The sequence below is a fragment of the Pseudomonas sp. PNPG3 genome, from assembly GCF_023093815.1.
Lineage (GTDB): Bacteria > Pseudomonadota > Gammaproteobacteria > Pseudomonadales > Pseudomonadaceae > Aquipseudomonas > Aquipseudomonas asiatica.
Map to the genome: position 1 here is coordinate 106,236 of NZ_JALLKV010000002.1, position 20,667 is coordinate 126,902.

19 protein-coding genes are annotated in these 20,667 nt (G+C 64.4%); 6 read left to right on the forward strand and 13 right to left on the reverse strand.

Annotated features, from left to right (window positions below; genetic code table 11):
- Positions 1-49: 49 nt before the first annotated feature.
- The 4 genes from MJ643_RS02585 to MJ643_RS02600 all read right to left on the reverse strand — a co-directional run bounded on the left by MJ643_RS02585 (position 50) and on the right by MJ643_RS02600 (position 4,987).
- A complete protein-coding gene (locus tag MJ643_RS02585; protein WP_196184750.1) occupies positions 50-1,705 on the reverse strand; it encodes a PAS domain-containing sensor histidine kinase in 1,656 nt (551 codons plus the stop codon).
- A 57-nt stretch (positions 1,706-1,762) separates the two neighbouring features.
- A complete protein-coding gene (mapR, locus tag MJ643_RS02590; RefSeq protein WP_013972935.1) occupies positions 1,763-3,172 on the reverse strand; it encodes a GntR family transcriptional regulator MpaR in 1,410 nt (469 codons plus the stop codon).
- 50 nt (positions 3,173-3,222) lie between these two features.
- Positions 3,223-4,626: a cytochrome c oxidase accessory protein CcoG gene (gene ccoG / locus MJ643_RS02595; RefSeq protein WP_208209126.1), complete on the reverse strand. Its 1,404-nt coding sequence runs from the start codon at positions 4,624-4,626 to the stop codon at positions 3,223-3,225.
- A 121-nt stretch (positions 4,627-4,747) separates the two neighbouring features.
- On the reverse strand, positions 4,748-4,987 hold the full coding sequence (locus MJ643_RS02600) for a DUF3203 family protein (RefSeq protein WP_196184752.1): 240 nt from the start codon (positions 4,985-4,987) through the stop codon (positions 4,748-4,750).
- Positions 4,988-5,237: 250 nt separating this feature from the next.
- Here MJ643_RS02600 and MJ643_RS02605 point away from each other — a divergent pair, with 250 nt between their 5' ends.
- Entirely contained in the window at positions 5,238-5,756 is a 519-nt protein-coding gene (locus MJ643_RS02605) for an MgtC/SapB family protein (RefSeq protein WP_013972932.1), read from the forward strand.
- Positions 5,757-6,287: 531 nt separating this feature from the next.
- Here MJ643_RS02605 and MJ643_RS02610 read toward each other — a convergent pair.
- The 3 genes from MJ643_RS02610 to MJ643_RS02620 form a co-directional block, all read right to left on the reverse strand.
- Positions 6,288-7,187 carry a hydroxymethylglutaryl-CoA lyase gene (locus tag MJ643_RS02610; RefSeq protein ID WP_015270649.1) on the reverse strand — a complete coding sequence of 300 codons (900 nt, stop codon included), beginning with the start codon at positions 7,185-7,187 and terminating at the stop codon, positions 6,288-6,290.
- 19 nt (positions 7,188-7,206) lie between these two features.
- A complete protein-coding gene (locus MJ643_RS02615) occupies positions 7,207-7,605 on the reverse strand; it encodes a MerR family DNA-binding transcriptional regulator (RefSeq protein WP_013972930.1) in 399 nt (132 codons plus the stop codon).
- Between the two features lie 199 nt (positions 7,606-7,804).
- On the reverse strand, positions 7,805-8,683 hold the full coding sequence (locus tag MJ643_RS02620) for a helix-turn-helix domain-containing protein (RefSeq protein ID WP_015270648.1): 879 nt from the start codon (positions 8,681-8,683) through the stop codon (positions 7,805-7,807).
- A gap of 172 nt (positions 8,684-8,855) precedes the next feature.
- On the opposite strand from MJ643_RS02620, the gene pobA reads away from it, so the two are divergent.
- Positions 8,856-10,043, forward strand: coding sequence for a 4-hydroxybenzoate 3-monooxygenase (pobA, locus tag MJ643_RS02625; protein ID WP_208209127.1), 1,188 nt, complete (start codon positions 8,856-8,858; stop codon positions 10,041-10,043).
- 217 nt (positions 10,044-10,260) lie between these two features.
- Here the strand turns inward: pobA and MJ643_RS02630 are convergent, their stop codons facing one another.
- Complete coding sequence (locus tag MJ643_RS02630) at positions 10,261-10,911, reverse strand: ankyrin repeat domain-containing protein (RefSeq protein ID WP_031324524.1); 651 nt, start codon at positions 10,909-10,911, stop codon at positions 10,261-10,263.
- A gap of 118 nt (positions 10,912-11,029) precedes the next feature.
- On the opposite strand from MJ643_RS02630, the gene ggt reads away from it, so the two are divergent.
- Both ggt and MJ643_RS02640 read left to right on the forward strand, forming a co-directional pair.
- Positions 11,030-12,820, forward strand: a complete 1,791-nt coding sequence (gene ggt, locus MJ643_RS02635) for a gamma-glutamyltransferase (RefSeq protein ID WP_208209128.1) — start codon at positions 11,030-11,032, stop codon at positions 12,818-12,820.
- A 70-nt stretch (positions 12,821-12,890) separates the two neighbouring features.
- Positions 12,891-13,772 (forward strand): LysR substrate-binding domain-containing protein, encoded by an 882-nt coding sequence (locus MJ643_RS02640; protein ID WP_015270644.1) that lies wholly within the window; start codon positions 12,891-12,893, stop codon positions 13,770-13,772.
- 34 nt (positions 13,773-13,806) lie between these two features.
- On the opposite strand, the gene MJ643_RS02645 is transcribed toward MJ643_RS02640, so the two are convergent.
- The 4 genes from MJ643_RS02645 to MJ643_RS02660 form a co-directional block, all read right to left on the reverse strand.
- A complete protein-coding gene (locus tag MJ643_RS02645; RefSeq protein WP_208209129.1) occupies positions 13,807-14,406 on the reverse strand; it encodes an START domain-containing protein in 600 nt (199 codons plus the stop codon).
- A 160-nt stretch (positions 14,407-14,566) separates the two neighbouring features.
- Positions 14,567-15,403, reverse strand: coding sequence for a bifunctional allantoicase/(S)-ureidoglycine aminohydrolase (locus MJ643_RS02650; RefSeq protein WP_013972924.1), 837 nt, complete (start codon positions 15,401-15,403; stop codon positions 14,567-14,569).
- Between the two features lie 106 nt (positions 15,404-15,509).
- The gene (locus MJ643_RS02655; protein WP_038409743.1) at positions 15,510-16,901 is read right to left on the reverse strand and encodes an LLM class flavin-dependent oxidoreductase; all 1,392 of its coding nucleotides are present in this window, start codon (positions 16,899-16,901) and stop codon (positions 15,510-15,512) included.
- Between the two features lie 16 nt (positions 16,902-16,917).
- Entirely contained in the window at positions 16,918-17,898 is a 981-nt protein-coding gene (locus tag MJ643_RS02660) for an aliphatic sulfonate ABC transporter substrate-binding protein (RefSeq protein WP_024087251.1), read from the reverse strand.
- Positions 17,899-18,268: 370 nt separating this feature from the next.
- On the opposite strand from MJ643_RS02660, the gene MJ643_RS02665 reads away from it, so the two are divergent.
- Complete coding sequence (locus tag MJ643_RS02665) at positions 18,269-18,952, forward strand: TetR/AcrR family transcriptional regulator (protein WP_015270640.1); 684 nt, start codon at positions 18,269-18,271, stop codon at positions 18,950-18,952.
- A gap of 99 nt (positions 18,953-19,051) precedes the next feature.
- Here the strand turns inward: MJ643_RS02665 and xthA are convergent, their stop codons facing one another.
- On the reverse strand, positions 19,052-19,864 hold the full coding sequence (gene xthA, locus MJ643_RS02670) for an exodeoxyribonuclease III (RefSeq protein WP_013972920.1): 813 nt from the start codon (positions 19,862-19,864) through the stop codon (positions 19,052-19,054).
- Between the two features lie 133 nt (positions 19,865-19,997).
- Here xthA and MJ643_RS02675 point away from each other — a divergent pair, with 133 nt between their 5' ends.
- On the forward strand, positions 19,998-20,648 hold the full coding sequence (locus MJ643_RS02675) for a GNAT family N-acetyltransferase (RefSeq protein ID WP_013972919.1): 651 nt from the start codon (positions 19,998-20,000) through the stop codon (positions 20,646-20,648).
- The last annotated feature ends 19 nt before the right edge of the window (positions 20,649-20,667 follow it).

A 20,667-nucleotide genomic window follows, 5' to 3' on the forward strand; every position in this document is an offset into this window, starting at 1 on the left:
GTGGATGAAGCCCAGACTTTAGCGTGTTCGGCAACAGGCGAATAGCCAGTCAACGCGGGTGTGACGCAATGCCCAACAGGCGCTCGATCCGTTCGCCGAGGGTGTTCAGGTCGAGGGGTTTGTGCAGCAGTTCGGTGCGCCTGCCGGGCCGGGCACAGTGCACCGTTTCGGCAGTCTCGTAGCCGGTAATCAGCAATACCGGGGCATCCGCCACAAGGTCCTGGCAGGCCTCTGCAAGCTGGTAACCGTCGAGTCGCCCAGGCAGGCCGACATCGGTGATCAGCAGGTCCGGTGGCGGCCCTTTCTGCAACGATTCCAGAGCCCGGTGGCCACTCTCGAAAGCCTGCACCTGATAGCCCAGTTCCGTCAGCACTTCGACCAGTACCAGGCGCAGGGCCGGTTGGTCCGCCACCAGCATGATCCGGTGCATCCGCGGCTGCAACGTCGCGGTGGCGGATGTGGCTGGCTCGCCGTGGCCGGTTGCGCAAGCGCTCTGGTCACGGGGCAGGTACAGGTGAACGCAAGTGCCTTGCCCGGTGACGCTGTCGATCAGCAACTGCCCCCCGGACTGGCGAACAAAACCATAGGCCATGGACAATCCCAAGCCAGTGCCCTGGCCCAGCGGCTTGGTGGTGAAGAAGGGCTCGAAAGCGTGTTGCAGCACCTCACTGGGCATGCCCACGCCGGTGTCCTCGACACGAATGTGCAGATAGTGCCCCGTCGGCAGGTCCAGGCGCTTGGCCTCGGCCGCTGCGAGATCGGCGTTTTCACAACCGATGCGCAAGGTGCCGCCCAGCGGCATGGCGTCACGGGCATTGATGCACAGGTTGAGCAGAGCGTTCTCCAGCTGCTGCGGATCGATGCGGATCGACCATTGCGCGGCCAGCGTGCGGTCCTGGAAGTCAATGTGCGGGCCGGTCGAGCTGCGGATCAGGTCATGCATGTCGGCAACCAGTCGCTGCACGTCCACCGCCTGTGGCATCAGCGTCTGCTGACGCGAAAAGGCCAGTAGCCGCTGCACCAAGGCTGAGGCGCGCAGTGCGTTGCTACGGCCGAGCTCAAGCATGCGGGCGGTGTCGGCAAGGCGTTGCTCGCCCAGGCGCTGCTCTGCAAGCTCCAGCGCGCCAAGCAGGCTACCCAGCAAGTTGTTGAAGTCGTGGGCGATGCCGCCGGTCAACTGGCCGACCGCCTCCATTTTCTGCGACTGGCGCAGGGCCTCTTCGGCCTGGCGCAGGCGTTCCTGCTCGGCCATGCGCTCGGTGATGTCATAGGCGAACAGGTACCCGCCCTGGACTTGCTGTTGTGCATCGAGCAATGGATGATAGCGGATTTCGTAATGGCGGGGGGCATCGGAGGGGCCGAGTGAGATAGTGTCGATGAAGGCTTCGCCGGCCAGCACGCGTGGCCACACCGGTGCCAGGCGGCCCATGATGTCAGGGTGGTTGAGCAGAATTTGTGGCACGTAATCGCCGATCTGCGGCACGAAGCCCCGGTAATGCTCGAAGGTTTCCCGGGCCGTGCGGTTGATCGCGACCAGGCGCATCTCGCTGTCGGCGGCAAACACGTTGGCCCGGCTGTTGTCGAGCAGTTCGCCCAGTAGCTGGATGTGGGCCTGTGCAGTGTCGTCGCGCTCTGCCAGGCGAGCTTCCAGTTCTGCGACACGCGCTTGCAGTTGTGCCAATGACGGGAGCGAGTCTGCTTGCATGGCGAGGGCCCGGTGAGCGGATCGGGCAACTATAGCCGCCCACCGGGGCGCCAGTCATCAGAACGAGCGGATGATCCGCCCCAGGGTTTCCATGGCCCGTTCGGCATCCTCATGCCAGGGGCTGCCGTAGTTCAGGCGGATGCAGTTGCCGAAGCGCCGGGTGGGCGAGAAGATCGGCCCGGGGGCGATGCTGATGCCTTGGGCCAAGGCCATGTGGAACAGCTTGAGGGCGTCCATCTGTTCGGGCAGCTCCAGCCACAGGAAGTAGCCGCCGGACGGTTGGCTGACCCGCGTCTGCGCCGGAAAGTGCCGGGCGATGGCCGCCAGCATGTTGGCCTGCTGGCCTTCCAGGGCATAGCGCAGCTTGCGCAGGTGGCGGTCGTAGCCGCCGTGCTGCAGGTAGTCGGCGATGGCCGCCTGCGCCGGCATCGAGGCGCACAGCGAGGTCATCAGCTTGAGCCGCTCGATCTTCTGTGCAAAGCGCCCGGCTGCCACCCAGCCGATGCGGTAGCCAGGTGCCAGGCTCTTGGCGAACGAGCCGCAGTGCATCACCAGCCCCTGGGTGTCGAAGGCCTTGGCCGGTTTGGGTGCCTGTTGCGCGTAGTACAGTTCGGCGTACACGTCGTCTTCGATCAATGGCACCTGATGACGCGCCAGCAGCTCCACCAGTGCCTGCTTTTTCGCCTCCGGCATGCTGGCGCCCACCGGGTTCTGGAAGTTGGTCATGCACCACACGGCCTTGACCGGGTGTTTCTCCAGCGTTTGCGCCAGCACGCCCAGATCCATGCCTTCGCGCGGGTGCACAGGAATTTCCACGGCCTTTAGCTTGAGACGCTCCAGTACCTGCAGGCAGGCATAGAAGGCGGGGGCTTCGATGGCCACCAGGTCACCGGGCTGGGTGACGGCCTGCAGGCACAGGTTCAGGGCTTCCAGCGCGCCGTTGGTGATCAGCAACTCCTCCATTGGCAGCATCAGCCCGCCAACCATGTAGCGCAGGGCAATCTGCCGGCGCAGCTGCGGGTTGCCGGGTGACAGGTCGGTCACCACCATGCGCGGGTCCATGCTGCGGCTGGCGCTGGCCAGCGAGCGCGACAGGCGTTGCAGCGGAAACAGCTCGGGGCTGGGAAAGGCCGAGCCGAACGGCACGGTGTTGGGGTCCTTGATCGAGTCGAGGATCGAGAACACCAGCGCGCTGACGTCGACATCGGTGGACTCGCTGACCGGCTGCAATGCCTGCGGCTCGCTGAACTGGCGCGGGGCGTGGGCATTGACGAAATAGCCCGAGCGCGGCCGGGCGCGGATCAGCCCGCGCCGCTCCAGCAGGTAGTAGGCCTGGAACACGGTGGACGGGCTGACCCCGTGGGTCTGGCTGGCATAGCGCACCGAGGGCACGCGCTGGCCGGGGCCCAGCACCCCGGAGCGGATCAGTTCGGCGATGTCGTCGGCAAAGCGTTCGTAGCGTTTCATTCTGGCCTTCTGTCGAAGCCTGGCAGGCAAGGTGGAATCAGTGTAAGGGATCAACGGTTCATCGGCGCGACGAAGCGGCTGTGGGCCACGCTGCGGATGGCGGGGTCGTCGCGCTCGCTGATTTCGAAGCTCAGCGTCTGCGAGCTGCTGGCCGGGCGCTCGGCGAGCATCGCCACCGACACCGGCAGTTCACTCATTTCACCGGCCGGGATCACGAAGGAGGTCTTGCCCTGCAGGCTGAAGCCGTCGGCGTCCAGCAGGCGCAGCTCATAGTGCCGGGTGCTTTCGGTCTTGTTGATGACCTTGAGCAGGTAGATGTTCTCGATCTGGCTCTGGGCATTCTCGCGGAACAGGCCGCGGTCCTTGATCACGTCCAGCGACACCATCGGGCGCAGCTGCAAGGCCACCACCAGTGCCGCGATCATCACCCAAAGCGCGGCGGCGTAGCCCAGCAGGCGCGGGCGAAGCCAATGGGTGGTGCCACCTTGCAGGCTGCGTTCGGACTTGTAGCCGATCAGGCCACGGGCGTAGCCCATCTTGTCCATTACCCCGTCACAGGCATCGATGCACGCCGCACAACCGATGCACGCCATTTGCAGGCCGTCGCGGATATCGATGCCGGTGGGGCACACCTGCACGCACAAGGTGCAGTCGATGCAGTCGCCCAGGCCCTGGGCGCGGAGGTCACTGCCTTTCTTGCGCGGGCCACGGGCTTCGCCGCGACGCGGGTCATAGGCGACCGCCAGGGTGTCCTTGTCGAACATCACGCTCTGGAAGCGTGCATAAGGGCACATGTGCAGGCACACCGCTTCGCGCAGCAGGCCGGCATTGATGTAGGTGGCGGCGGTAAAGAACAGCACCCAGAACAGCGCCACGCCGTCCAGTTGCAAGGTGAACAGTTCCGCGGCCAGTGGGCGGATCGGGGTGAAGTAGCCGACGAAGGTCAGCCCGGTGAGCACGCCAATGGCCAGCCACAGGCTGTGCTTCAGCGTGCGACGGGCCAGTTTGCTCAGGCTCCAGGGCGCGGCGGCCAGCTTGATGCGCTGGTTGCGGTCGCCTTCGGTGACCTTCTCGCACCACATGAACAGCCAGGTCCAGGTGCTCTGCGGGCAGCTGTAGCCGCACCACACGCGGCCGGCATATACGGTGATGGCGAACAGGCCGAAGGCGCAGATGATCAGCAGCGCCGACAGCAGGATGAAGTCCTGCGGCCAGAAGGTGGCGCCGAAGATGTGGAATTTGCTGTTGCCCAGGTCCCACAGCACCGCCTGGCGGCCGTTCCAGTTCAGCCAGGCGGTGCCGAAGAACAGCACGAACAGGGCGCCGGCGAAGCCGATGCGCAGGTTGCGGTACAGCCCGGTGAAGCTGCGGGTATGGATGCCATTGTCGGCGCGGCGTGGCTGGGGGCTGGCTGGGGCGGTGGCGATCTCTGTAAAAGGGATTCTATCGTTCATGGCTCGGTGCTCATCAGGCCTCGATCAGGCATGAGCACTATGGCCCTGAGGCTGTTATCAGCACAGGCTCAGATTTTGCGATAAAAACCGTATCAGATTTCCCGACAGGCCCCGCCAGGCCTCAGATTACCGAGCCTGGCGTGCTGGCCTTCAGATGCCTGCGGCTATCCACCGCACCCGCCACGGTCAGTGCATCGGCCTCGGCTTCGGTGATGGGCACACGCTGGCCGGCGAGCAGGGCCACGGACATGCGCAGCTGTTCGTCGGTGACGATTTCGATGGACGCGCCATCACCCTCGATGCGCAGGTCTTCGGCGATCAGGGTGCAGCGGCGGGTGGTTTCGTCGATTTCAATGGGCATGGGGTGGTCCTCCTGGGGGTTACAGGGGTGGACCACAGGGCGGGGCGGGTTGCTGCATCCGGAAGCTGAGCGGCACTTTGTCATTTGCCCGGAGGTCAACCCTTGCAGATGGCAGGCTCGGCCTCTTCGCGGGTAAACCCGCTCCTACAGGTACTGCACTGCATTGAAACCTGTGCAAACCCTGTGGGAGCGGGTTTACCCGCGAAGAGGCCGGGCCTGACAACACAATGCTCCACATGGGAAGAATGCAATGGACCTCATCTGGCAAGCAATCCAGGCCGAATTCGCCGATATCACCGACGAGCGCGAGGTCACGCAAATCCTCGTACGCCTGCTGATGGCAGCCCTGCTTGGCGCTGTGCTGGGCTTCGAGCGCGAGCACAAGGGCAAGGCCGCCGGGGTGCGTACGCATATGCTGGTTTCGCTGGGCGCCGCGCTGTTCGTGCTGGCACCGAGCATGGCCGGGGCCGACGAGCAAGCGCTGAGCCGGGTGATCCAGGGCATTGTCGCCGGTATCGGTTTTCTGGGTGCGGGCACCATTCTCAAGGGTAACGGCCAGGACGCCAGCCATGTGAAGGGCCTGACCACTGCCGCCGGGTTGTGGATGACCGCCGCCATCGGTACGGCAGCCGGCATGGGCCGCGAAGCCACGGCGTTGATCAGCACGATACTGGCCCTGCTGGTGCTGGGCACGATGCCGTTGCTGGTGGACAAGCTCGAAGGGCAGGATGAGGGAAAGCAGGAGGAGGAAGAGGGCAGGAAGCACTGAGGGGAGCCGAAGCTCCCCTCAAAGCGTTGTTGCCTGCTCTTTTTTTATTATTGGGACCGGCCTGTTTTTGTTTTTGTCAGCCTGTCCTGGTGTTGCGGGCGACCCCCATGCGGGGTCAAGAGCAAACGTATTTTTTTGAGCGCTGACCTGCTTTCATCATTGCTGATCCGAACTGGCTGCCGCTACCTGGAGGTAGTTTTATTGTTCTGTGCCAGACCGCGGGGCGTACCCCTGAAAAGCGTGTCGACTCCAAAAAAATCTGCTTGCTACGCCTCTGCCGTGTTGTTCTTGTTATGTCAGAGCCGTTACCTGTTGTTTTTATTGGGTGTCACATTTTTTTTGTTGTTGTACCAGAGATATAGCAGGGTGCGTGCCAACTTTTGCAAACCCTTTAAAATCAATCACTTGGCGATTTCAGTCGAAATCGACCGGCCTGAAATTCTGCCGATTTGTTTCCCTGTTACCCGATTTTTTGCTGCAAAACGTGGGGGCGGTAACACTCCACCCACACCAATGTGACACCTGTATGACCTATTGCGCGCTGCGCGCCCGTGCTACCCGCGACCCGTTGTCGCGGCCCAGCACGCTGCTGATGCGGCGGCCGGCTGCGATCAGTCGGTCCAGGTCGATGCCGGTTTCAATGCCCAGCCCTTGCAGCAGGTACACCACGTCTTCACTGGCGATATTGCCGGTAGCGCCTTTGGCATAGGGGCAGCCGCCCAGCCCGGCCACCGAGCTGTCGAACACGCTGATGCCTTCGAGCAGGCTGGCATACACGTTGGCCAGGGCCTGGCCATAGGTATCGTGGAAGTGCCCGGCCAGTTGCTCGCGCGGTACCTGTGCCGCGACCACCTCGAACAGGCGCCGGGTCTCGCCGGCGGTACCGGTGCCGATGGTGTCACCCAGCGATACCTCGTAGCAGCCCATGTCGTGCAGGGCACGGGCCACCGGGGCGACCTGCTCGGCGCTGACCTTGCCTTCATAGGGGCAGCCGAGCACGCACGACACATAGCCGCGCACGCGCACACCGTGGTTGCGCGCGGCTTCCATGATCGGCTCGAAGCGCTTGAGGCTGTCGCTGATCGAGCAATTGATGTTGCGTTGCGAGAAGGCTTCGGAGGCGGCGGCGAACACCGCCACTTCCTTCACGCCGGCGGCCAGGGCGTCCTCGAAACCGCGCAGGTTGGGGGCAAGTGCCGCATAGGTGACACCCGGGCGCTGGTGGATGCCGGCGAACACTTCGGCGGAGCCGGCCATTTGCGGCACCCACTTGGGCGAGACGAAACTGCCCACTTCGATATAGGCCAGGCCCGCTTCGGTGAGGTCGTCCACCAGGCGCACCTTGTCGGCGACGCTGATGGGCTGGGCTTCGTTCTGCAGGCCGTCGCGGGGGCCTACTTCGACCAGGCGGACGTGTTTGGGCAAGGACATGGCGGGTTTCCTGTGGCGTTCAGCGGTTGTCTTTGTTGTTCAGGGTGGCGGCCAGGGCTTGTTCGCAGCGCTCCTGGGCGGTGTCCAGCTCCAGCTGCATCTGGTGGATGTCGAGCATCTGCTGTTCCAGCTGGGCGCGGCGCTCGGCGATTTTCGCCAGCATGCTGTTGAGCTGCTTGAGGTTGCCGCTGGAGGGGTCGTACAGCTCGATCAGCTCGCGGCATTCGGCCAGCGAAAAGCCGATGCGCTTGCCGCGCAGGATGAGTTTCAAACTGACTTTGTCACGCGCCGAATAGATACGCTCCAGGCCACGGCGCTCGGGGCTCAGCAGGCCCTGTTCCTCATAGAAGCGGATGGCGCGGGTGGTGATGTCCAGTTCGCGGGACAGGTCGGAAATGCTGTAGGTCTGGGTGCTCATGCTGGGGCTCGGCGTGGGGTATGCGGGTATCCTGAGGGCAGGTTGACGTATACGTCAAGCAGGGGCGCGGGATGTGTGTTGCCTGTGCAGGCCTCTTCGCGGGTAAACCCGCTCCCACAGGAACTGCACAGGCCTTGAGGGCACCGCCGTCCCTGTGGGAGCGGGTTCACCCGCGAAGAGGCCAGAACAGGCGAAAAATTTACTCAGACAACCCCGACCTGCGATACCCATTCGGCGTCTGCCCAGTCAACCGCTTGAACCACCGGGCAAAATACGTCGGGTCGGTAAACCCCAGGCTATCCGACAACTGCCCGATGCTCATCCGCGTATAGATCAGGTTGCGCCGGGCCTCCAGCAGCAAGCGCTGGTGCACCACCTGCAGCGCGGTCTGCCCACTCAGTGCCCGGCACAGCTGGTTCAACTGCAAACTCGGAATATTCAACCGCGCGGCAAAATCCTCCACCGACAGGTGCTCACGGTAATGCGCCTCGACCAGGCGCAGGTACTGCCCCAGCAAGTGGCGGTCACGTTCATCGCGGTTGCGCGGTGCCTGTACCAGCTGCTGGCGGCGGCTGATCCACACCATCAGCGCCGTCACCAGTGCTTCGAGCAAGGCTGCCCGCGCCGGGGCGTTGCCCTGGTACTCCTGCTGCAGGGTGTCGATCAGGCTGCGCAGATGCACCCGGTCCCGGCCAAGCGGGTAACACGCCGCCTTCGCCAGTACCGCCAGCGGCGCGCCCAGGCGCTGCTCCAGGTTGGCCACCAGTGCCGTGCCAAAGGTCAGCACATGCCCCTGGATATCGGCGCTGAAGCGAAACCCGTGCACGGTCATCGGCGGTACCACCTGGATTGCCGCTTCGCTGATGGCGCTGCGCACCCCCTCGATCTCCACTTCGGCCCGGCCGCGTTGCACATACAGCAACTGGAACAGCTCGGCGTGCTGGTGCGGCTTGATTTCCCAGTGATGCAAACGGCTACGCGCCGGGATCGACTCGCAGTGCAGCAGGTCGGTGCCGGGCCAGGCCTGGTTTTCGCCGTACAGCTTGAACAAGGGGACGCCGGGGAGGGTGGATTTCATGCGGGCAGGCCTGTTCGTTAATCGAACGTTTTTTGTAAAAGTGCAGGTTATGCATGGGATATCACACTTCAATGGCTGTTTTTGCCAGTAAAAATGCAAGGGCAAACCCTAACAGCAGATGCCGCCCCACTGCCAGTCCAGGGCCGGCATCGTCCGCACAGAGACAACAACAATGAAAACTCAGGTCGCAATTATTGGTGCAGGTCCGTCTGGCCTGCTGCTGGGCCAACTGCTGCACAAGGCCGGTATCGATACCGTCATCGTCGAACGCCAGACGCCCGAATACGTGCTTGGCCGCATCCGTGCTGGGGTGCTGGAGCAAGGCACGGTCGACCTGCTGCGTGAAGCCGGTGTGGCCGAGCGCATGGACCGTGAAGGCCTGGTACACGAGGGTGTCGAACTGCTGGTCGGCGGGCGCCGCCAACGCCTGGACCTCAAGGCCCTGACCGGTGGCAAGACGGTGATGGTATACGGCCAGACCGAAGTCACCCGTGACCTGATGCAAGCACGTGAAGCCAGCGGCGCGCCGATCATCTATTCGGCAAGCAATGTCCAGCCGCACGAACTCAAGGGCGAACAGCCCTACCTGACCTACGAAAAAGACGGCCAGGTGCACCGCGTGGACTGCGACTACATTGCCGGTTGTGACGGCTTCCACGGTGTCTCGCGGCAGAGCATCCCCGAGGGCATCCTCAAGCAGTACGAGCGGGTCTACCCGTTTGGCTGGCTGGGCATGCTGTCAGACACGCCACCGGTCAACCACGAACTGATCTACGCCCACCACGAACGCGGTTTCGTGCTGTGCAGCCAGCGTTCGCACACCCGTAGCCGCTACTACCTGCAGGTGCCGCTGGACGAGCAGGTGGAGGCGTGGCCCGACGAGCGCTTCTGGGCGGAGCTGAAGGCACGCTTGCCCGAAGACGTGGCTGCGCGCCTGGTCACCGGCCCGGCCCTGGAGAAGAGCATCGCGCCGCTGCGCAGCCTGGTGGTCGAGCCGATGCAGTATGGCCACCTGTTCCTGGTCGGTGACGCCGCACATATCGTCCCGCCGACCGGCGCCAAGGGCCTGAACCTGGCGGCATCGGATGTCAACTACCTGTACCGGATCCTGGTCAAGGTGTATCGCGAAGGGCGCACCGACCTGTTGCAGCAGTATTCGCCGCTGGCCCTGCGCCGAGTGTGGAAAGGCGAGCGCTTCAGCTGGTTCATGACCCAGCTGCTGCATGACTTCGGCAGCCACAAGGACGCCTGGGACCAGAAGATGCAGGAAGCCGACCGCGAGTACTTCCTGACCTCGCCGGCGGGGCTGGTGAACATTGCCGAGAACTATGTAGGGCTGCCGTTCGAAGAAGTGGCCTGACCTGTAGGAGCGGCCTTGTGTCGCGAAAGGGGTGCGAAGCGCCCCCAGGGTCTTCGCATTCCTGCAAAATTGCTGGGGCCGCTTTGCGGCCCTTTCGCGACACAAGGCCGCTCCCACAGGTACAGCAGCGCCTGTGAGGCAAGCGATTACATGTGGGAGCGGCCTTGCGTCGCGATTGGGCTGCAAAGCAGCCCCGGCATTCGAAAGCCAGCATTGGCTAGCGAGCCAGTAACGCCTCCATCTCCCGATACCCCCGCTGCCGCGCATGCTCCAGCGCGGTCACCCCGTCCTTGTCGGCAATCTGCCGATCCGCCCCGGCCGCCAGTAGCCGGCGCACGATCTCAACATGCCGCGGCCCGCCGTCACCGAGGATCACCGCCTCCAGCAGCGCAGTCCAGTGCAGGCGGTTGAGATGGTTCACGTCCACCCCGGCATCGATCAGCAACTGCACGGTCTCGACATGCCCGCGTTCGGCGGCGGGTATCAGCGCAGTGCCTCCATACCGGTTGGTGCTCTTGAGGTCGGCACCGTGGCTCAAGGTCAGCCGCAGGATGTCGTTCAGGCCACGCGCCCCGGCATACAGGTACGGGCTGTCGTCGATGTTGTCCTTGGCATTCACATAGGCACCGGCTTCGATCAGCGCTTTCGCGGCCGCAACCTGGTTGCCATGGGTAGCCACCAGCAGGGCAGTGCGCCCTTGATCGTCACGGCTCTCCAGCTGCGCACCTTGTGCCAGAAGTTGTTGCAGGGTGCGCACATCATCGTGACGGGCAGCGTTGTGCAGGCGGTTGTCCATGGCAGTGCTCTCGGCGTGGGCGGCAAGGCTGGTGCACAGGGCGAACAGCATCGCAGCAAGTAGTGAACGCATGGGGGCAGGCTCCTCGATGACCTGCCCGCATCCTAGAAAAAACACGCCAGGGCTTGAAGTTAAGTTTGCGCATGACAGACAGTGCCTTGCTGAATAGGTAATGGCAGGAAGCACAACGATGACATTCTCCACCCCCCTGATGGGCGCCTTGTGCCTGGTAGCTGCCAGTGGCTGGGCCTGTGCCGACCAGGTGCTGCCCGCGCCACCGGAACTGGCCTCCGGCTACCGCACTGGCCTGCAGCCGGTGCATGCCAGCCGGCACATGGCCGCAGCTGCCAACCCGCTGGCCAGCGAAGCGGGGCGGGCGATGCTGCGTGCCGGTGGCAGCGCCATCGACGCGGCCATCGCCATGCAGATGGTGCTGAGCCTGGTCGAACCGCAATCCAGCGGCATTGGCGGCGGGGCGTTCATCCTCTACTGGGACGGCCAGCGCGTGCAGGCCTTCGATGGCCGCGAGGCAGCCCCGGCGACGGTAACGGAAAACCTGTTCCTGCAAGCCGATGGTTCACCGATGCCGTTCAGGACGGCGCAGATCGGCGGGCGTTCGGTGGGCGTACCAGGGGTTCTGCGTGCCCTGAAGCTAGCCCATGAGCAGCACGGCAAGCTGCCCTGGCGCGACCTGTTCGCCCCGGCCATTGCGCTGGCGCGCAACGGTTTCGCGGTTTCCGAACGCCTTCACACCCTGGTGGCGGGCGACCCGTTCATTGCCCGCTCACCCGCCATGGCCCGCTACTTCCTGGATGAACATGGCAAGCCACTGGCGGTGGGGACTACCTTGCGCAACCCCGAGCTTGCGCAAACCTTCGAGCAGATTGCCGAGCAGGGCCCCGAGGTGTTCTACAGCGGTGAGATCGCCGAAGCCATCGTCGCCAAGGTGCGCAGCCATGCCAATGCCGGCTACCTGTCGCTGCAGGATATGCAGCAGTACCGAGCCAAAGTGCGCGAGCCGCTGTGTGGTCCCTACAAGGCCTGGCGCATCTGTGGCATGCCACCGCCATCGTCGGGCGGGGTGACGGTGCTGCAGACCCTGGGCATCCTGGAGGCACTGCAGCGGGCTTCGCCACAGCGCGACCTTGCCGCCATGCGGCCGCTGCACACTTCAACCGTTGCCGGGCTGGAAGCCCCGCCGCTGGCCGTGCATCTGGTTGCCGAGGCCGAGCGCCTGGCCTATGCCGACCGCGCCCAGTACCTGGCCGACAGCGATTACGTGCCGGTGCCGCTCAAGGCCCTGACCGACTCCACATACCTGGCCGGCCGCGCCGCGCAGGTCGGCGAGTACAGCATGAAACGCGCCCGCCCGGGCCAGCCGCAGGGGGCCGATCTGGCCCTGGCGCCAGACCGCTCACCGCTGCGCATATCCACCTCGCACCTCAGCGCGGTGGACGACCGCGGCCAGGCCCTGGCCATGACCACTTCGGTGGAAGCAGCGTTCGGCTCGCACCTGATGGTCAAGGGCTTCTTGCTCAACAACCACCTGACCGACTTCTCGTTCATCCCCCGGGAACAAGGCAAGCCCGTGGCCAACCGGGTGCAACCGGGCAAGCGGCCGCTGTCGGCCATGGCGCCGACCCTGGTGTTCTCGCAAGCTTCCGGCGAGCTGGTGGCCAGCCTCGGCTCGCCCGGCGGCTCGCAGATCATCGGCTACGTGAACAAGGCGCTGATCGGCCTGCTGGATTGGCAGCTCGACCCGCAGCAGGCCGCCGGCCTGCCCAACTTCGGCAGCCGCAATGCCGGCACCGAAGTAGAGGCGGGTTTGGCCAGCCCGGCACTGATCCGGCAGTTGGCAGCCTGGGGGCATGAGGTGACGCCGATGATCATGACCAGTGGCATGCAGATCATCCAGCGCAGCGGCGAGGGTTGGTCGGGTGGTGCCGACCCTCGGCGCGAAGGCGTGGCAGTCGGCGACTAGCGGTGTGCGTTGCGGTGCAGCAGGTGGCGTGATAGAAGTCAGTCTTGCCATTCAAAAGTTGAATACCAAGATGTCCATCAGCGTGAAATCGAATAGGGCCCTGTTCGACCTCGACCTGCTGCGTGCCATTGTCGTGGTGGCCGATTGCGGCAGCTTCACCACGGCTGCTGCGCGCCTGCACTCCACCCAATCGACCATCAGCCAGAAGGTGCGCCGCCTGGAGGATATGGTTGGCCACCGTCTGCTGGTGCGTGGCAATCGCGACGTGCTGCCGACCGACGCCGGGCAGACCCTGCTCGGCTATGCCCGGCACATGCTGGCCCTCAACGACCAGATGCTCGAAGCCTTGGCCGGGGCGATGGTTGGCATGACCGTGCGCCTTGGCGTGCCCGAGGACTTCGTGGGCGGGCGTACCACCAATGCGCTGTCGGCGTTCAGCCGGCTGCACCCGCAGGTGAAGCTGGAAGTGACCAGCGGCCTGTGCCGCGACCTCAGCCAGGCCTACGACAACGGTGAGCTCGACCTGGTGTTGCTCAAGCAGCGGCGCAACAGCCGCGAAGGCGTGGCCTGCTGGCCCGAGCGCCTGCAGTGGATCGACAGCGCGCGCACGCCCGCCTTCGAACTGGACCCGATCCCGCTGGTGACTTTCCCGCCCCGAGGCCTGTACCGCGACGACATGATTACCGCCATCGAAGGCATGGGCCGGCGTTGGCGCATCAGCTTCACCAGTTCCAGCCTCAGCGGCATCCAGGCAGCGGTCGCCGATGGTATGGGCATCAGCCTGCTGCCGCCACGGGCGGCGACCGGCGAACATCGGGTGCTCGGTGCGGAGCAGGGGCTACCTGAGGTCGACAGCTATGAAATCGTCATCGTCCACCGGCCGACGGCGGATGTGATGGTCAAGGCGCTGGCCGAGGTGATGACGCAATTGCTTGCGGGTGGCGGGATCTGACAGGGTTGAGGCCGGTGCAGGTTTTCAATGCCCTCTAGGGCTGGCGCTCGGCCACCGCTCGCAGGGTCCGCAACGTCACCACTGGCGCATCCACCACAAACCGGTTGGCCAGCCACCCCGGCACATCCCCGGCAGGGTCGGCTTGCAGCTGGTAAGTCACCTCGGTCCTGCGCTCACCCAGCGGTTTCATCCGCCACTCGCCGTTGAGCTGCTGCACACGGATCAGCCCATCTACCTTGGGGATCCTGCCTGGCTCGGCGGTCAGGTGGCGCAGCAGCGTGCCGTCGTCCAGGCGTTCGGTGGTGACCTTCAGCACGATGTCCCGCGGCATCGTCGGCCATGGCAGGTTGGTGGTCAGGTACACCCAGGTGTTTTCGCCCTGCACATCCAGCAAGCGCATCTCGGCGCAGGCGTACAGCCACTTGCAGGCCACCCGCAGGTTCTCCTGCAGGTCGGTTAGCGTGCGTACGCTGGCTTTCATGGTGCTGACACCACGGAATTGCTGGTAGGGCGAGTCGGGGGCGGCGCTCAGGTAAACGCGGATGCCTTCGCGGTCGTAGGCCAGGTTCCAGTCATCGGCGGCTGGGGCGGGGGTGCAGAACAGCAGGGCGGTGAGCAGCAGGCAGCGGTTCATGGCTGGTACCGCACGGGGGCAGGATTTTCAGTATGCTGCCACTGGGGCTGCCTTGCAGCCCTTTCGCGACACAAGGCCGCTGCCACAGGGTTCGGGGTACACCGTACTTTTGTGGGAGCGGCCTTGTGTCGCGAAAGGGGCGCAAAGCGCCCCCAATGCATCAACGCTTAGGGTTGAGCGTCAGGTGCACGTGACGGTTCACGTCCTTGTACAGCAGGTAGCTGAACTTGCCTGGGCCGCCGGCGTAGCAGGCTTGCGGGCAGAAGGCGCGCAGCCACATGAAGTCGCCGGCTTCCACTTCGACCCAGTCCTGGTTCAGGCGGTACACCGCCTTGCCTTCCAGCACGTACAGGCCGTGTTCCATCACGTGGGTCTCGGCGAACGGGATCACTCCGCCCGGCTGGAAGGTGACGATGTTCACGTGCATGTCGTGGCGCATGTCGGCCATGTCGACGAAGCGGGTGGTGACCCAGCGGCCTTCGGTGCCCGGCATCTCGATGACGGTGGCGTTGTCACGGTGGGTGACGAACGACTCGGGAACGTCCAGGCCTTCGACCTTCTGGTAGTGCTTGCGCAGCCAGTGGAAGGTGACGTTGGACTTGCTGTTGTTGCGCAGGCTCCACTCGGCGCCCGGGGCCAGGAAGGCGTAGCCGCCCGGTACCAGGGTGTGGTGCTTGCCTTCGACGGTGATGTCCAGTTCGCCTTCGACGATGAACACCACGGCTTCGGCGTTCGGGTCCAGCTCAGGGCGTTCGCTGCCGCCTTCCGGGGCCACTTCGACGATGTACTGGGAGAAGGTTTCGGCAAAACCGGTCAGCGGGCGGGCGATGACCCACATGCGCATCTTGTCCCAGAACGGCAGGTGGCTGGTGACGATGTCACGCATCACGCCCTTGGGGATGACGGCATAGGCTTCGGTGAACATGGCACGGTCAGTCAGCAGCTCGGTCTGAGCCGGGTGCCCACCGTGGGGGGCGAAGTACGAATGGTTCGACATGGACGATCTCGACTTGTTGTTCTCTCCCCATGCCGTGAACCGCACCGGCCGGTGCGGCGCAGGGGATGTGGCGACAGAATAGGGTCGAGTGCGTGCCATCCACAAATTAAATGTTGGAATACCCGGTATTTGCCGACTGAATGCGAACCTGCCGGCCAGCGTGCCCTTCCGGCAAGCGGTCGCCCTGGCCGAACAGCTTGTGGCGCAAGGTGCCTTCGGCATAACTCAGCGGGTAGCGGCCACGGCGTTGCAACTCCGGCACCAGCAGCTCGACCACATTTGCCAGGTCGTCTGGTTGCACTGCGTAGGTCAGGTTGAAGCCATCGATGCCGGTCTGGTCCAGCCAGCTTTCCAGCTGGTCGGCCACCTCGCTGGCAGCCCCCACCAGCACCGGGCCACGGCCGCCCAGGCCGACGAACTCGGTAGCCTCGCGCACGGTCCAGCGGCGGTTCGGGTCGGCGGCGGTGAAGGCGGCCAGGGCTGCGCGGCCGGCATCGTTCTCGACGTATTCGATGGGCGCATCGGGGTCGAGGCCGGCAAAGTCGATGCCGGTCCAGCCTGACAGCAGTGCCAGGGCGGCGTCCAGGTCGACATAACGGCGGTATTCGGCGAAGCGCGCTTCGGCCTCCTCCCGGGTGGGGGCGACGATCAACAGCGCCTGGGCGTAGATCAGCACCTCGTCCCGGCCACGCCCGGCCACCTCGCTGGCCTGGCGGATGCCGTCGGCGTAGCGGCGCAGTACCGTGGGCGTCGGCCCGCTGATGAACACGCATTCGGCGTGCCGCGCCGCGAACTGCTGGCCGCGTGCCGAAGCACCGGCCTGGAACAGCACAGGCGTGCGTTGCGGCGAAGGTTGGCACAGGTGCATGCCCGGCACCTGGAAGTGCTCGCCCACATGGTTGATGGGGTGCACCCGGGCGGGTTCGATATAGCGCCCGCTGTCACGCTCCAGCAGCACCGCATCGTCGTCCCAGCTTTTCTCCCAGAGCTTGTACAGCACCTGCAGGTATTCCTCGGCCAGGTCATAGCGCTGGTCGTGGCCCAACTGGCGCGCCAGGCCCAGGTTACGCGCGGCGCTGTCGAGGTAGCCGGTGACGATGTTCCAGCCGACCCGGCCACTGCTCAGGTGGTCGAGCGTCGACATGCGCCGGGCGAACGGGTAGGGGTGTTCGTAGGTGAGCGAGAAGGTGACGCCGAAGCCCAGGTGCTCGGTAACCCCGGCCATGGCCGGCACCAGCAGCAGCGGGTCGTTGACCGGCACCTGCACGCCACCGCGCAGGGCGGCTTCGGGGCCGCCCTGGTAGACGTCGTAGATGCCCAGCACATCGGCGATGAACAGGGCATCGAACAAGCCGCGTTCGAGCAGGCGGGCCAGGTCGGTCCAGTAGCCCAGGCGGTTGAAGGCCACGCTGGTGTTGCGCGGGTGGCGCCACAGGCCGGGGGACTGGTGGCTGGCGGCATTCATGCTGAAGGCGTTGAAGCGAATCGGGCGGGGCATGGTGGGCGCGCTCCGCTCAAGGCAATACGGAAGCCGGGTAGACCGCGTCGGCCACCTGCAGCTTGCGTGGAATCAGGCCCAGGCCCTGGAAGGTGTCGGCCAGCTTTTGTTGCTCGGCAACGATCTCTGGGGTGATGGCCACGGCATTGTAGTTGCGCCGCTCGCTGGCCGCTTGCAGCACGTTGGCGTTGATCCCGAGTTGCGGGGCCAGCAGTGCGGCGACTTCCTCAGGCTTGGCGTTGGCCCATTGGCTGACCTTGCCCAGCTCGGCGAAAAAGGTCTTCAGCAAGGCGCGATGCTTGTCGGCGAAGCTGGCGGTGGACAGGTAGAAGGTGCGGTTGTTGGACAGGCCGCTGCCGTCGCGCAGGTTCTTCAGGCCCGGCTGGCTTTCTGCCGCGGCGAGGAACGGGTCCCACAGGGTCACGGCCTGTACGCTGCCCGATTGCAGGGCAGCCACGGCATCGGCGGCGTTGTTGACGTAGGCCGGGGTGATGTCCTGGTAACTGAGGCCGGCCTGTTCCAGGGCAACGGCCAGCAGGTACTGGGCGTTCCAGCCGCGGCCGGTGGCCACGCGCTTGCCCTTGAGGTCTTGCACGCTGGCCAGGTGGTCCTGCTCACGTACCACCAGGCCGATGCCACGTGGGTAGGGCTGCTCGGCGGCCAGGTACACCACCGGCTTGCCTGCGGCCTGGGCGAACACCGAGGGTGCGTCGGCGGCATGGCCGAGGTCGATGGCGCCGGTGCTCAAGGCTTCGAGCAACTGCGGGCCGGCGGCGAACTCGTGCCAGCTGACTTTCACGCCTTGCGGCGCCAGGGCCTTCTCCAGGGCACCGCTGCCCTTGAGGATGTTGATGCTGTTGAACTTCTGGTAACCGATGCGCAGGGTCCTGGCCTCGTCGGCAAGGGCTTGGGACCAGGGCAACAGGGTACTGGCGACACTGGCCAGCAAGCCGCCGATCAACAGGCGGCGCAGGGGGGAAAAAGCACGGGCGGGCATGGGCATTGCTCCTTGAACGGGGAGGGAAGCGATGCGCCCAGACTAGGGAGGTGGCGTTTGGCATTCAATTTTTATATCTCTTTTTGTTAGATTGTTTTGTTATTTTTATATCCTTTTGTTTTGTTACGTCTGGTCAATTTCACATTCACTTGCCAGGCTCCCGGCAGGCCATTCGATGACGAGAGCGTGCAGGGCCTTCGCACTCCGAGGTGCCTGTTCTGCGACCAGCGTGGCCCTTGGCCAGGGCAGGCAGCGTTTGCGGGTAGGCAGCAGCCGTGGGGTGGTGGCTACCCGACCAACAGCGCGCTTCCCTGCATGGCCGCGCTCGCGGATAATCCCCCTCATTCCAATAAACAGCCTGTGAGTGGGTATGAGTGATTCCGTAGTCAGCCTCGGCCAGCCTGAAACCGAAGGGGGGCGCAAGACGCGCAAGAACAACCCCGAGAAAACCCGCGAGGACATCCTTCAGGCCGCAATCAACGAGTTTGTCCAGCAAGGGCTGGCTGGTGCCCGCGTCGACGCCATCGCCGAGCGCACCGCCACCTCCAAGCGCATGATCTACTACTACTTCGGCAGCAAGGAGCAGCTGTACTGCGAGTGCCTGATCAAGCTGTACGGCGACATCCGCAAGACCGAACAAAGCCTGGACCTTGAGTCGCTGCCGGCCGAGCAGGCGATCCGCCGGCTGGTGGAGTTCACCTTCGATCACCACGACCGCAACGTCGATTTCGTGCGGATCATCTGCACCGAAAACATCCACTATGGCGAGTACGTCAAGCAGTCGCCGGCGATTCGCGAAATGAGCAGCCTGGTGCTCGAGGCTCTGGGCAATACCTTGCGCCGTGGGGTGCAGGAAGGTGTGTTCCGCACCGGCATCGAGGTCATCGACCTGCACATGCTGATGAGCTCGTTCTGCTTCTACCGGGTTTCGAACCGCCACACCTTTGGCGAGATCTTCCAGATCGACCTGTCCGATGAGCAGGTCAAGCTGCGTCACAAGGCCATGATCTGTGATGCTGTGTTGCGGTATATCCAGACCGAGCACCGCCCCTGAAAATTCTCCAGTGGCTGGGCCGGCTCCTTTGCCGGCAAGCCAGCCCACGGGTGCAAGAACTGGCTTGCCGGCGATGGGCCGCGTAGCAGCCCCCGGCGATCAGCTCAATTCCAGCCAGATCGGCGCATGGTCCGACGGCTTTTCCATCCCGCGCAGTTCGTAGTCCACACCTGCATCCTTGATCCGCGGCACCAGGTGCTGGGAGGCCATGATCAGGTCGATGCGCAGGCCGCGCTTGGGCTCGTCCTCGAAACCGCGGCTGCGGTAGTCGAACCAGCTGAAGCGGTCGGCCACTTCCGGGTAAAGGTGGCGGAAACTGTCCACCAGGCCCCAGCCCTTCAAGCGTTCCATCCACTCGCGCTCTTCCGGCAGGAAACTGCACTTGCCAGTCTTGAGCCAGCGCTTGGCATTGTCCGGGCCGATGCCGATGTCGCAGTCCTGCGGCGAGATATTCATGTCGCCCATCACCAGCAGTGGCTGGTCGTTGCGGAACTGGCCCTCCAGCAGCGCCTGCAGGTCGCTGTAGAAGCGCTGCTTGGCCGGGAACTTGGTGGGGTGGTCGCGGCTTTCACCCTGAGGGAAATAGCCGTTCATGATGGTGATCGGGTTGCCATCGGCATCGGCGAAGGTGCCCCAGATGAAGCGGCGCTGAGCGTCTTCCTCATCGCTGGCAAAACCCTTGTGCAGGCTCAGCGGTGCCTGGCGGGACAGCAGGGCCACGCCATAGTGGCCTTTCTGGCCGTGGTAATGTACGTGGTAGCCCAGCGCCTGCACGTCGGCCAGCGGGAACTGATCGTCGCTGACCTTGGTTTCCTGCAGGCCGATCACGTCCGGCTGGTGCTTTTCGATCAGCGCCGCCAGCTGGTGCGGGCGGGCCCGCAGGCCGTTGATGTTGAAACAGACGATCTTCATGGAAACATGATCCCGGTAAAAGGCGCGATGCTAGCCGACATCGCTTGCCATCACCAGCATGGCGGCTTCGGCAGCCTGCTGCTAACGTCCTTTCCAAGGCACCCATGAGCCCATTCCAGGAGGACTGCCCGCAATGCCCGAAACCACTGCCGCTCCGGCCCGTGTCTGCCTGCTCGATGACGGCTACAGCCGTGAGGCGCGTTCGCTTCTGTACAACGCCTACCGTCACGAACCTACCTTCGCCTATATCTTCGAGGCCCAGCGCCCAGGCTACGAGCGGCGTCTGCGGGTGATGGTGCGCGAGTGGGTACGCCAGCATTTCTACCTGCAACTGCCCGCCATCGGCCTGCTGGTGGAAGACCGCCTGATCGCCATGGCCCTGATCGTGCCGCCGATGCGCCGGCTGGGCGTGGCCGACAGCTGGGCCTGGCGCCTGCGCATGATAATGGGCACCGGCCTGCGCTGTACGCGCCGCTACATGGACTACCAGGCCGCCCTGGCCACCTGCCTGCCCACCGACGAGGTGCATGTGCTGCCGCTGCTGGGCGTGCACCCGCAGTTCCAGGGCAAGCACTACGGCGAGCAATTGTTACAAGCTGTGCATGACTGGTGTGCAGACGACCCTGGTACGCAGGGAGTGGTGCTGGACACCGGCAACGAGCACTACCTGGCCTTTTACCAGCGCCAGGGCTATGAGGAAATTGGCGAGGTGGCTGTAGGACCAATCCGTGAGAGGGTGTTCTTCCATCCCAACCCGGTCTCTTCCAATTCTGCTTTTGCCTGAGCGGACCGCGCGACGGCTC